This window comes from Streptosporangiales bacterium, assembly GCA_009379955.1.
In the GTDB taxonomy this organism is placed as follows: domain Bacteria; phylum Actinomycetota; class Actinomycetes; order Streptosporangiales; family WHST01; genus WHST01.
The window spans coordinates 1-12,620 of the sequence record WHST01000164.1 but is presented as its reverse complement, the minus strand read 5'-3'; the positions used below and the strand labels follow the sequence as shown (position 1 = coordinate 12,620).

Here is a 12,620-nt window from a genome sequence, read left to right as displayed (position 1 = left end):
GCTGTCGCCCGAGGCGGCGGCGCAGGCGGTCTTCGGTGCCATCCTCGCCAGCGGCGCCACCGACCCGCAGTCCCTGCGCCTGGAGGCCAGGCCGGTCCACGAGGTCGAGGCGAGCAACCTGGTTCGCGTCCTGGCCCGCCGGATCCGGCGCAAGGCCGGCAGGGTCCTGCACCGCGGCGGATCAGACACACCCTAGCCAGGTTCGTCTCGCCTCAGCTGAACGTCCAGCGCTCGCCGGTGATCCTCGCGTAGACGTCGGCGTAGCGCTGCTGTGCCGCGTCGATGATCTCCGGCGGCATGCTCGGGCCCGGATCCGTCCGGTCCCAGTCGAGTGTCGACGCCCACTCGCGGACGACCTGCTTGTCCATGGCGTACTGCGGACGTCCGGGCTCCCACCTGTCGGCCGGCCAGAAGCGGGACGAGTCGGGAGTGAGCAGCTCGTCGGCGAGGACCACCGACCCGTCGTCCGCGCGGCCGAACTCGAGCTTGGTGTCGGCGATGACGACCCCGCGTTCGGCGGCGATCTCTGCGCCCTGCCGGTAGATCGCCAGCGTGGCGTCGCACAGCCGCCTGGTCAGGTCGTCGCCGAGGTCGGCGGCCACCTCGTCGGCCGTGACGAACTCGTCGTGCCCCTGTGCGGCCTTGGTGGTCGGCGTGAAGATCGGCTCGGGCAGCCGTGACCCCTCGACGAGACCGGCGGGCAACGTGACGCCGGAGATGGTGCCGGTCGCCTGGTACTCGCGCAGGCCGAGACCGGCGAGGTAGCCGCGCGCGATGAACTCGTACGGCAGCATCGTGAGACGCCGGCAGCGCACCGCGCGTCCGGCGAACTCCGCCGGTACGTCGGTCGCCGACAGGACATGGTGGGGGAACACGTCGGCGAGACGCTCGAACCACCACAGCGACAGCGCGGTGAGGATCCTGCCCTTGTCGGGTATGAGCGTGGGCAGCACGACGTCGTAGACGGAGATCCGGTCGGTGGCCACCAGCACGATGTCGTCGCCGTCGGCGTAGACGTCGCGGACCTTGCCCTTGTGTATCAGCTCCACGCCACGAGCCTAGTGCCCGCGGCTCACGACGCCAGCCGGCGCACGGCCTTCTCGTCCACCGTGATGCCGAGGCCGGGGCCGCGGGGGACGTCGAGTGCGCCGTCGGTCGGCGGGGCGAGGTCGGGGGCGAGCGGGGTGCCGAGCGGGTTGTCGCCGATCCAGTGCTCCATGACCTCGAGGTTCGGGATGGCCGCGGCGCAGTGCAGGCTCGCGGCGAAGTGCACGGCGGAGCCGATACTGACGTGCGGGGTGGCCTGCGCACCGAACGCATCGGCAAGCGCGGCGATACGCATGACCTCGGTGACGCCGCCGGCGCGGCAGACGTCCGGCTGGAGGACGTGCAGCGCCTCGCGGCGGAGGAACTCCAGCGCGCGGTAGCGGCCGGCCAGCGAGTCGAGTGCCAGGGGGATGTCCAGCTTGGCCGCGAGCGAGGCGTAGGCGTCGAGGTGCTCCGGTGGCACGGGCATCTCGAAGAAGCCGACGCCCAGCGGTTCCAGCTCGCGCCCGACCGACAGCGCCTGGCGGACGTCGTACTGCCCCGCGGCGTCGACGTAGACGCGGGCGCGGTCGCCGAAGACCTCGCGCACGGCGGCGACCGACTCGATGTCGCGGGCGGGGTCGACGCCGATCGCGACCTTCACCGCGTGGAATCCCCGCGCCCGCAACCGTTCCGCCTCCGCGCGGACCTGCGTGAGGCCGTCGGCTCCCGAGTCCGCGGACGCGGCGGGCACGCCGGACGCGTACACGGGCACGCGGTCACGCTGCCGGCCGCCGAGCAGGGCGTGCAGCGGCTGTCCGAGCGTGCGCGCCCAGGCGTCCCACAGTGCGATGTCGACGCCGGACAGCGCCTCCAGCCAGAAGCCGGAGTCGTGGCCGCGTACGCGCATGCCCGCGTACATGCGGTCCCACGTCACCGCGATCTCGTCGACACGCGTGCCGACCACGATCGGCGCGAGCAGCTCGTCGATCAGCGCGCAGGTCGCCCGGACCGCGACGGGTGCCTTGGCCTCGCCCCAGCCGACGACACCGTCGGAGGTTTCCACGCGGACGAGCGCCGCGTCGATGGTGGGCGAGTAGACGTACCTGCGCCGCGACTCGGGCGGGTACGTCACGGGTGCGAGGCCGGTGTCCGTGCTCCACGCGCGCGCACCCCAGTACGTCTCGGCCGGCTGCGCACGCAGGGCGAACGTCTCGACACTGGTGACCCTCACGGTTCCTCCCTCTCGGCCCGGTTCCTCAGCTCCTGCGCTCGGTTCCTCCACGCGCCCGCTTCGTCGCTCACCTCCGGCAGGTGCCGCGGTGACGCCCTGCCGGGTCCGACGGGCGTCGCGGCCCCTACCTCCGGCTCGTTCCTCAGCTCCTGCGCTCGGTTCCTCCACGCGCCCGCTTCGTCGCTCACCTCCGGCAGGTGCCGCGGTGACGCCCTGCCCGGTCCGACGGGCGTCGCGGCCCCTACCTCCGGCTCGGTCCTCAGCTCCTGCGCTCGGTCGAGTAGCGCGAGCAGCAGCGGTCCCTGCCCCCACGGATGCGACCCGAGCGGTCGGTCGTAGTACTCCTCGGCCTTACCGACGGGGGTCGCGTCCGACACCGGCAGGACGCCGTCCGCGGTCGCGTCGACCGCCGCGGCCAGCGCGCGGTCGGCCATGGCGCGGTGCGACGGGTCGACGAGCCCGGCGTCGACGGCGGCGTCGACGGCGAGCGCGACGTAGGCCGAGGTCGACATCTCGACGGGGGCGGCGGCGTGGTCGACGACCGTGTGCCAGTGACCGTCGTACTCGACCGAGGCGAGCGCGGTGACGAGCATCTCCAGGCGCACGGCGAGCTCGGCGTCGGTTGCCCGCAGGAGCGTGCCGACGAGACCGAGCAGCGCCCAGCCCTGGCCGCGGCCCCACGCGACGCCGTTGCCCTCGCCCGTCGCGACGTCGTAGCCGTGGTCGAAGAGCCCGTCGGGACGCTGCAGCGCGGTGGCGGCCTCGCGGGTGACGCGCACCGCGGCGGTGGTGTCGCCGAGCAGGGCGAGGCCGGGGCCGTCGGTGTGCATGCAGTCGACCCAGATCGTCGACGACCAGCGGGGGAGGTCGGGCCGGTGGACGCACGGGCGTCCAGGAACGGGTCGGGTCGCGTCGAGCACGGCGGCGCGGAAGCGTTCCAGCGCCGGCGTCACGTCCATCTCGCGGCGCAGCTCGACGAGCGCCTCGACCGGGATGAGATGGTCGGTGGGGTCGGGGTCGCGATGCAGGGCCGGCGCGACGCGCTCGGCGGCACCGTCGACCAGCTCCGGCCGTTTCAGCGCCGAGCCCGCGCGCACCAGCCCGGCCAGGGCCGGGCCGACGCCGAAGCCCCAGATCCGGTACGCGCACCGGTCGGTCGCCGTCGCGACGGAGTCGAGTAGGTCCTCGTCAGGTGACAAGCTTCTGCATCCGCTCGCGCGCGGTCGCGAGACCCTCCTTCGGCGTCGTGTCGCCGATGAGGATCGCTTGGACCTGTTGGGCCAGCGTCTCGTAGATCTGCGCCGACTTCGGGAACTGCCACAGCGGGTCGGCCTGCGCGGTCTCCGTGATCCGTGTCGCGAACTCGGACGCGAACCTGTCCTTGGTGAACCTCTTGTCGGTAAGCGCGGTCTCGGTGACCGGGGGATACCCGGCGCGTTCGAAGTAGTCCAGCGCGTTGTCGGGGTCGCTGGTGACGTGCTTGACGAAGCGGCCGGCGGCGTACTCGCCGGGCCCGCCGCCGATGATGGCGATCGCGTGCCCCCACGCCATGCTCTGCGGGGTGTCACCGGCGTCGCGCACCGGACGCTTCCAGGCGACCAGCTTGTCGCCGATCTTCGGGTCCTTGGCGTTGGGCGCCACGAGCGTCCGAGCGGACACGACGTCGTCGTAGAGGGCCACCATCTCCTGACCGAACAACGCCCGCGCGTCGGCACGGTCGATGTCCTTGCCGATCAGCCCGGTGTCGTAGAGCTTCTTGTACCAGGTGAGTGCCTCGACGCTGGCATCGTCGCCGACGGTGATCCTGCCGTTCTCCACGACGGGGCTGCCGAACGTCCACATCCACACGACGACGTCCTTGAGCTGTGCCACCTTCGTCATCGCCGCGTACGGGACGACGCCCTGGCCCGCGCCCTTGAGCTCGACGAGCGCCGCCTCGAAGTCGTCGATCGTCTCGGGTTGTTCGCGGATGCCGGCCTTGTCGAGCAGGTCCGAGTTGCCGAGGAGGCCGATCGCGCCGCTGGTCCACGGCAGGCCGATCTGCCTGCCCTTGTACCTGCCGAGCGCGAGAGCCTGGTCGGTGTAGTCCGTTCCCTCGGCGAGCGGCGCGAGGTCGAGCGCCGCGCCCATGGTGCCGAGGACGGACAGCCACGTGATGTCGAGCTGCACCGGTCCCGCGGTCTGCCCGCCCTGCACCTGTAGGACAAGCTGACGCAGGAAGTCGGCGTACGGCAACGAGGGCGTCTCGATCGTCACGCCGGTCGAGGCCTGGTAGGCGTCGAGCGAGGGCTGCACCAGTGGCCTCGACGCCGTCTCGCCCATCATCCACGTCGTGAACGCGAACGTCTCGACGCCGTCGTCGTCGGTGAGTCCGCCGCCGGCGTTCACGTCGTGTGGTTGGACCGACGGCGCGCATCCGGCGATGCCGGCGACCGTTGCCAGCCCGGCGCCCGCGCCCAGAGCGCGCAGGAGGGAACGGCGCGTGATGCCGACCGGGTCGGCGTGTGGACCGGACATGTCACCTCCTCGGTGAGGGAGAGCGCGTCAGCCCTTGATCGCACCGCCGGCGATGCCGGCGACGAGATAGCGCTGCAGGGCGATGAAGCCGACGATGACGGGGAGCGAGACCACGAACGACGCGGCCATCAACACCGACCACTGGTTCTGGAACTCGCCGGCGAAGGCGTTGACCAGACCCGGTGGGAGGGTCTGCTTCTCGCGCCCGACCAGGGTGAGCGCGAAGATGAAGTCGTTCCATCCGCGGATGAACGCGAACAGCCCGGCGGCCACGACGCCGGGGGCGGCAATGGGTGTGACGATGCGGTGGATGATGGTGAACGGTCCGGCGCCGTCGACCTTCGCGGACTCGATGATCGAGTCGGGGATGGTGTCGAACACCCCCTTCAGCATCCAGACGCACAGCGGCATCGTGAACGCGGTGAACGAGAGCACCAGCCCGAGGTAGGTGTCGAGCAGCCCGAGCGCGTTGAAGATCAGGTACAGGCTGACGAGCAGCAGCGCGTGCGGGAACATCTGCGACGCGAGCACGAGGTACATCAGCGACTTGCGGCCGCGGTAGGTGAACTTCGAGAACGAGTACGCCATGTACGTCGCCACGACCAGGGTGAGCAGCGTCGTGGCAGCCGAGACGAGGATGCTGTTGAGCAGGTTGCGCAGCAGTTGCGGGTCACCCGCGAGCGCGGCGAAGTGCTCGAGGGTGAACGTCTGCGGGAACAGGCGCGGCGGGAACACGAAGATCTCCGTGGCCGGTTGCAGCGCCGTGACGAGCATCCAGTAGATCGGCAGCAGGCCGAACAGCCCGATGACGACGATCGCGCACCAGGCGACGATGCGCGTGCCGTCGACCCGCCGGCGGCCGGCCGCCCTGCTGCGGGTCGGTGCGGTGCGCGGTGCGTCGACGACGTCGTCGAGGGTGGCAGTCATGAGGATTTCCGTTCGCTGGAACGGATGTAGAGGACGACGAGGACGGTGAGCACGGCCATCCACAGCGCGCCCATCGCGCCCGCGTGGCCGAGGTCGAATCCCTTGAACGCGGTGTTGTAGACGGAGACGGCGAACGTCGTGGTGGTGCCGGCGGGGCCGCCGCCGGTGAGGACGTAGATGATGTCGAAGTGCTGGAAGTTCCAGATGAACTCCAGCAGCAGCACGATGCCGATGATCCCGCGCAGGTGCGGCAGGGTGACGTGACGGAAGCGCTTCACGATGCCCGCGCCGTCGAGTGCGGCGGCCTCGTGCAGGTCCTTCGGCACGGTCTGCAGCCCGGCGAGCAGCATGACCATCATCCACGGGAAGCTCGCCCAGGACTTGGCCACGATGATCGCGACGGTCGCCCAGAGCGGGTCCGCGAGCCACGCGATCGGCACGTCGACGACACCCGTCCGGACGAGGAACCCGTTCAGGAGTCCGTAGCTGGCGTTGAAGATCCAGAGCCAGACGAAGCTGACCACGACCCCCGGGACGACCCACGGCATGAGGAACACCCCGCGCAGCACCGACTGCCCCCTGACGCCGACGTTGAGCGCCAGCGCGAGCGCGAACCCCACGAGGAACGGCAGCACCGTGGCGAAGACCGTGAACACCGCGGTGTTGCGCAGCACCGGGAGGAAGTCGGTGCCGAGCACGTCCGCGAAGTTGCGCAGGCCGACGAAGGCGCGTCCCGGCAGGATCAGGCTCTGCTCGAACAGGCTGGTGAAGAGCGCGGAGAGCAGCGGGTAACAGACGATGACCGCGAGCAGCGCGAGCGCGGGCAGGGTGAGCAGCACGGCGAACGTGCGGTCGGAGAGCCGACCCGAGGCCGACGGCGCGGGAACGGTGGCACGCGTGGTGGTCATACCGCGACTCCGTCCGCCTGTGCCGCCGCGGCGGTGTAGCCCAGCGCCACGCTCACCGAGTCGGCGGCCTCGATGAGCACTGCCGACAGCTCGCGTTCCCTGACGCTCGGGTCGATCGCGGTGAGCGGCCCCGAGACCGACATCGCGGCGACGACGGCGCCGTACGCTCCCCGGATCGGCGCCGCGATGCACGCGCGTCCCAGCGCCAGCTCCTCGACCTCCGTCGCGTAGCCGCGCGTACGCGCCGAGTCGACCGCGGCGTCGAGCGCCTCGTGCGTCGCGAGCGTGTGCTGGGTGTAGGTGGGCAGCTCGGTGCCCAGCAGCTCGCGGCGCTCGTCCTGGTCGGTGCCGAGCAGCAGGCACTTGCCGAGGCCGGTGGCGTGCAACGGGTTGCGCTGGCCGAGCAGGCCGTGGTTCTTCGGTGCGCGCTTGCCCTCGAAGTTGCACAGGTAGAACAGCGAGGCGCCGCGGCGTATCGCGACGTTGGCGCCGAGTCCGAGGTCGGCGGCGAGGTTCTGCGCGACCTGCCGAGCCTCGCGGTGCACCGGATGCTGGTTGACGGCCGCGCCGCCGAGGGTGATCAGCGCCGGTCCGAGCCGGTAGAGCTGGCTGACCGGGTCGCGCTCGACGAACTCGACCGTCTCCAGCGTCGCGAGCAGCCGGGAGGTCGTCGAGACGCCGAGGCCTATCTCCCGCGCGACGTCGGCGACGCGGAGCTCGGCCCGGCCGGCCGCGCCGCCGAGGAACGCCTGCAGCACGGCCGCCGACCGCTCGACGCTCTGGTTGATGCCGGCCTCTCGCGGTGAGGGTCCGGACGCCGACCCGGCCATGCCCACTCTCCTTCGTGTGAGAAGACCGCTTGCGCTGCGCGCAGGCCGTGCAATAATCAGGCAGATTACGCGCATAGTGAGTACTGTCAAGCGTTGTCAGCATGACCGCATCCGGAGAGTGAGTGGGTGGCATGCCCCACGCGGTTGCCGGGCTGGTGCCGATCCTCGCGACGCCGTTCCGCCGTGACGGCGCGCTCGACGTCGACTCGCTCGCGCGGCTGGTCGACTTCCAGCTGTGGTGCGGTGTCGACGGCGTCGCGACGTTCGGCATGGCGAGCGAGGGCTTCGCCCTGACCGCCGACGAGCGCGCCACGATCCTGCGGACGATCACGGTGCGTGTGCCGTCCGGCATGCCGGTCGTGGCCGGGGTCAGCGCCACGAGCACCGTGACCGCGGTGGAGCAGGCGGTCGTCGCGCGCGACGGGGGCGCGACGGCCGTGATGGTGCTGCCGCCGTTCCTGGTCCGCGCGTCATCCACGCAGCTCGTCGACTTCTACGGCGCGGTCGCGCAGGAGGCGGGGCTGCCGGTGATGGTGCAGGACGCACCGACCGCGACCGGGGTGCCGATGCCGGTCCCGGTGCTGGTCGAGCTGAGCAAGCTCGACGGCGTCACGTCCGTGAAGGTCGAGGCGCAGCCGACCGCACCGAAGGTCGGGGCGGTCGGCGAGGCGGTGGACGACGACTTCGCCGTCCTCGGCGGGCAGAACGCGTTCTTCGTCCTGGAGGAGTATGCGCGGGGTGCGGTGGGCACGATGCCGGCGTGCGAGTTCGCCGACGCCCTGGTCGCCGTGCTCGTCGCCGCGACGGGGGGGCGCGGCGACGATGCACGGGCGGCGTTTGCGCGGCTGCTGCCGCTGGTCAGGTTCGGGATGCAGGGGTCGATCGCGTGGGCGGTGCACAAGCACGTGCTCGTCCGCCGCGGCGTGATCGCGGACGCGGCGGTACGCCTGCCCGCCGCCGCGTTGGACGCCGCGAGCACGCGCGACCTCGACCTCCTCCTCGACGACCTCGCGCTGCCGGCGTACACGTGAGGTCGCCACGCGGCGCCCTGGTCGTCGGCGGCAGCTCGGACATCGGGCTCGCGATCGCGCACGGGCTCGCCGCGGACGGCGACCGGGTCGTCGGCGTCGGGCTCGAGCCCTGCGCGGAGGCGGTGTTCGAGCGCTATCTCGTCGGCGACTGCGGAACGTCCGAGGTCGCGTCGTCGGTCGTCTCGTACACGGTCGAGGCGCTCGGCCGGCTCGATGTCGTGGTGCTCGCGGCGGCGGTGACTCCGGTCGCGCCGGCACACGAGACGACGGACGCGCAGTGGCGGTCCGCGCTGTCGGCGACGCTCGACTCGGCGTTCTTCGTCGCGCGGTCCGCGCTGCCGCTGCTGCCGTCCGGCGGCGCGATCGTGGCGGTCGGCTCGGTGAACGCGTTCCTCGCCGCACCCGGGCTCCCCGCGTACGCGGCGGCGAAGGCCGGCGTCGACGGGCTCGTGCGGCAGCTCGCGCTGGAGTACGGACCGCGCGGTGTGCGTGTCAACGCCGTCGCACCCGGGCTCATCGGCGGCGCCGACGTGCCGGACGCCGTGGAGGGCTATCCGCTGCGCCGCACCGGCCGTCCCGACGAGGTGGCGGCGGCGGTCAGGTTCCTCGCATCGCCCGGGGCGTCGTTCGTCACCGGCGCGGTGCTGCCCGTCGACGGCGGCCTGTCGATCGCCTCGCCCGCGGCGTTCGCCAGACCCGACCTCCGCGCCCGCTGGTTGTAGGTCGCGTGGACGACCTGCTCGGCACGGGCACGCGGCGCGTCTGCGACACCGCGGTCCTCCTCGACACACCGCTGCCCACGGCGTACGAGCTGCGCGCCCGCATGACGGTGAGCGCGCCGCGCGGTGGCTCGACCGACTGCTCTGCCGACGTGCTCTTCGACGCCGTGGACGCCGACACCTGTTACGCGGTGCGTCTTCGCGAGCGCACCGGTGTGCGCTACTGCTCGCTGGTGCGGCGCGAGGGCGGCGCCGTCGACACTCTCCTCGAGGTGGTGCTCGCGTTCAGTTTCGAGGCGCCGCTCGAGATCGGGGTGGTGGTCGACGGCCTGCGCATCGAGGTGTCGGTCGACGGCGCTCTCGTGGGCGCCGCCAACGACGTGCGCCGGCTGCGTCACGACGCGATCGGGTTCGCCGCCCACCGCACCTGCGTGTTGGTGGAGTCGGCGTCCGTCACCGTGGTGCACGACGAGCCGCTGCCGTCACCGGGCGGAGGCGACGCGTCGGACGCGCGGGAGCTCCTGGGTCACGACGCCGGGCCGTCGATCGAGAGCGATGCCCATCGCCTCGACTTCGGCACGGCCAGGTGGGCCGACGGCGAGACCGTCACCGCGTCGCTCTCGGTCCGGGATGGCGATGCGTGGACAGCGGTCACCGACGCCCTCGTCACCGGCCCCGACGGCGTGGTCCGCGAGCTGTGCGTCGGCGACTGGTACCTGCTCACCGGCGACCACGGCAGCCGTAGGGACCTGCACGCGTCGCTGACGTCCAGGCGGTTGCGGTTCACGTCCGTCGAGGTGATCGCCGACCGTACCGCCGTGCTGAGCGCGGAGGTCCCGGGTGTCGCATCCGTACGCGTCACCTGGTCGCTCGCCGGGACGGCGCCGGTGGCCACGGTCGCCGTCACGGCGGCCGTCGACGGGCACTACGTGGTGGCGTACCACGGCTTCACGTCGCTGTCGGTCGACGCGGTGAGCGAGGTGCTGTGCGGACCGTTGCAGCACGGCAGGATCGTCGGCGGACCCGAGTCGGTCGGTGCGATCGACCTGCCGGTGCCGGCGGCGCTGGTCGAGTCGGCGGCGGACGACGGCGGCACGCGCACCTGGGGTGTGTACGTCCCTGCGGAGGAGCTGACCTTCGGCGACGAGGTGCACAAGGACCCCGACGACCAGCCGTTCGGCATGAGTCTGCGCGGTGCCGACGGCGGGGTGCAGCCGACGGTGCTACTGCCGCAGTACGGGCGACGCGCCCTGCTGCGGGCGGAGGAGACCGCGACGCACCGGGTCGGGCTCTGCGTCGGCTCGAGTGCGTTGTACGACACGCTGCGCGCGCTGCTCCGTACGGCGTACGACTACCGGCCGTACCGCACCAACGTCTTCGGTAGCTCCCTCACCGACACGTTCCACAACCTCGTCGACATGCTGGCGGCCGGGCCGCCCGCCGACGACTCCGTCGACTACCAGGGCTCGCCGTCGGGCTGGTGGGGCAGGGCCAAGGGGTTCATCGACATCGAGAACGACCAGGCCGTCCGCGCGACGACCACGGCGGTGCTGCTGAGCGCGGCGTACCTGACGGCGGACATGGACCTCTACGACCGGCGCGCGCGTCCGCTGATCGAGTTCCACCTGTCCCGCAACGGCTACGGCTGGACACCGGTGCACGGGTTCGACGTCTACGCCGACACGACGAAGACCGAGCTGTGCGCCACCCCGTTCGGCGTCACCGCGCTCGGCCCGCTGCACGCGATGACCCGCCGGCAGAACCCCGCGATCGCGCGGCTCGCCGAGACCGACCTGGGCGCGGACGAGGACTACTGGCTGCGGCGCGCGCCGATGTGCGCCCCGCTCGCGGCGTACCGGATGACGGGGGACCGTGCGCATCTCGACCGCGCGTGCGCGCTCGCCGACGCGTACGTCGCGGACCGGGTCGACGTGCGGTGGACCGAGCCGATCGAGGCGCACGACTTCGCGATCTACTACTGCGCCGACTGGGTCGGTCTGCTGGAGCTGTACGAGGAGACGGGCGAGCCGCGCTACCTCGACGCCGCCGTGCGCGAGGCCCGCCGGTTCGTCACCACGGTGTTCGTGCGTCCCGTCCACGACGGCGCGGTCACCGTCCCTGACCGGCCGGTCTTCCACGACAGGCAGATCGACCTGAGCCGCTGGTGGGACCCCGCGGCGCTCTACGACTATCCACGCGACGACATCGAGCCCGAGGACGTCGAGCGGTGGGTGCTCTCGGTCACCGGGCAGAGCTTCGAGGCGCTGCAGACGTACCGTTTCAGCGGGCCCAACCTCAACCCGGCGTGGGCGCCGCACCTGCTGCGGCTGGGCGACCGTGCGGGCGACGACCTGCTGCGCGACGTCGCGCACAACGCGGTGATCGGCAGGTACACCAACTATCCCGGCTACTACCTGCGGCAGCACACCGTGCACCACCTGAAGCCGGACTTCCCGTTCGTCGGCCCGTTCGACAACACGACGATCTACTACCACCATGCTCCCGCGCAGCTGGGCATGACCGTCGACTACCTGGTCGCCGAGCACGAGGTGCGGTCGGGCGGCGAGATCCGGTTCCCCGCCGCGTTCGAGGAGAACTTCGTGTGGTTCAGGTTCCGCACGTACGGGCACCGTCCCGGCACCTTCTACGGCCACGACGACATGTGGCTGTGGATGCCGCGCGGCGTGGTGACCGTCGACGACGCGTCTGTGAACTGGCTCGCGGCGAGGAGCGGCGACGGTGCGCTGTTCGGGCTCAGCCTGACCAACACGTCGGCCTCGCCGAGGCGGGTGACCGTGTCGTTCGGTGACGTGCTCGGCATCGACCCGGCGTCCAGCCGAACGGTCACGGTGATAGCCGACGGCGTGGCGTCGGAGGCCGTGCTGCGCGGCCGTTCGCTGGAGGTCGAGGTGTCGGGGCACGGCCTCACCGCCGTCGTGCTGCCGGCGGCCGGACTGCCGCTCGTGCCGATGCACCGTACGCCGCCGGTGCCGGCCGACGACGTGGGCTTCCGGTTCGACGACGAGACCCCGGTAGGCGCCGTCCGCGGCCTACTGCTCGCCCGCCCGGACGGCAGCGGCTGGGACGCGTACGTCCAGTCCCGCTGCGCGACCCCTGCCGTCCTGCGCTGGTCGCTGGACGGCGGTGTTACCTGGACCGAGACGCCCAAGCCGGTGCACCCGGCCGAGTGGACGGTTCGCGTCCCGGCTTCGGCGTCGTCGTTCACCTATGAGGTGGTGGATGCGAGCGGGGCGTGCGCTGACCCCGTGACTCTGCATCCTTGGCGTGGGGTGCTTCGGTCCGCTGCCTCACCCCTTTCTTGATTGTGGGGGTCGGGTGCCGGGTGTCAAGAAACCGCACAACGACTTTTGTGGGATTTGTTCGCGGGCGGTTTCTTGACACCCGGCACCCGACCCCGAAAAGCGCGC

The 12,620-nt window shown here is 71.7% G+C and carries 10 protein-coding genes; 3 read left to right on the top strand and 7 right to left on the bottom strand.

Annotation, left to right across the window (positions count from 1 at the left end; all coding sequences use genetic code 11):
- Positions 1-212: 212 nt before the first annotated feature.
- Genes GEV10_29870 through GEV10_29840 form a run of 7 tightly spaced genes read right to left on the bottom strand, consistent with a single transcriptional unit; the run spans position 213 to position 7,442 of the window.
- Positions 213-1,049: a phosphoribosylaminoimidazolesuccinocarboxamide synthase gene (locus GEV10_29870; protein MQA82620.1), complete on the bottom strand. Its 837-nt coding sequence runs from the start codon at positions 1,047-1,049 to the stop codon at positions 213-215.
- A 23-nt stretch (positions 1,050-1,072) separates the two neighbouring features.
- On the bottom strand, positions 1,073-2,572 hold the full coding sequence (locus GEV10_29865; protein ID MQA82619.1) for a hypothetical protein: 1,500 nt from the start codon (positions 2,570-2,572) through the stop codon (positions 1,073-1,075).
- Entirely contained in the window at positions 2,257-3,459 is a 1,203-nt protein-coding gene (locus GEV10_29860; GenBank protein MQA82618.1) for a hypothetical protein, read from the bottom strand. The genes GEV10_29865 and GEV10_29860 overlap by 316 nt, the downstream gene beginning before the upstream one ends.
- The gene (locus GEV10_29855; GenBank protein ID MQA82617.1) at positions 3,449-4,777 is read right to left on the bottom strand and encodes an extracellular solute-binding protein; all 1,329 of its coding nucleotides are present in this window, start codon (positions 4,775-4,777) and stop codon (positions 3,449-3,451) included. The genes GEV10_29860 and GEV10_29855 overlap by 11 nt, the downstream gene beginning before the upstream one ends.
- 27 nt (positions 4,778-4,804) lie before the next feature.
- On the bottom strand, positions 4,805-5,704 hold the full coding sequence (locus GEV10_29850) for an ABC transporter permease subunit (GenBank protein MQA82616.1): 900 nt from the start codon (positions 5,702-5,704) through the stop codon (positions 4,805-4,807).
- Complete coding sequence (locus GEV10_29845) at positions 5,701-6,612, bottom strand: ABC transporter permease subunit (protein MQA82615.1); 912 nt, start codon at positions 6,610-6,612, stop codon at positions 5,701-5,703. The genes GEV10_29850 and GEV10_29845 overlap by 4 nt, the downstream gene beginning before the upstream one ends.
- Entirely contained in the window at positions 6,609-7,442 is an 834-nt protein-coding gene (locus tag GEV10_29840) for a helix-turn-helix domain-containing protein (protein ID MQA82614.1), read from the bottom strand. Before GEV10_29840 ends, GEV10_29845 begins: the two co-directional genes overlap by 4 nt.
- Before the next feature lie 131 nt (positions 7,443-7,573).
- On the opposite strand from GEV10_29840, the gene GEV10_29835 reads away from it, so the two are divergent.
- The 3 genes from GEV10_29835 to GEV10_29825 are packed head-to-tail and all read left to right on the top strand — an operon-like array spanning position 7,574 to position 12,515.
- Positions 7,574-8,473 (top strand): dihydrodipicolinate synthase family protein, encoded by a 900-nt coding sequence (locus GEV10_29835; GenBank protein ID MQA82613.1) that lies wholly within the window; start codon positions 7,574-7,576, stop codon positions 8,471-8,473.
- The gene (locus tag GEV10_29830) at positions 8,470-9,195 is read left to right on the top strand and encodes an SDR family oxidoreductase (protein MQA82612.1); all 726 of its coding nucleotides are present in this window, start codon (positions 8,470-8,472) and stop codon (positions 9,193-9,195) included. Before GEV10_29835 ends, GEV10_29830 begins: the two co-directional genes overlap by 4 nt.
- A gap of 5 nt (positions 9,196-9,200) precedes the next feature.
- Complete coding sequence (locus tag GEV10_29825) at positions 9,201-12,515, top strand: hypothetical protein (GenBank protein MQA82611.1); 3,315 nt, start codon at positions 9,201-9,203, stop codon at positions 12,513-12,515.
- Positions 12,516-12,620 lie beyond the last annotated feature (105 nt).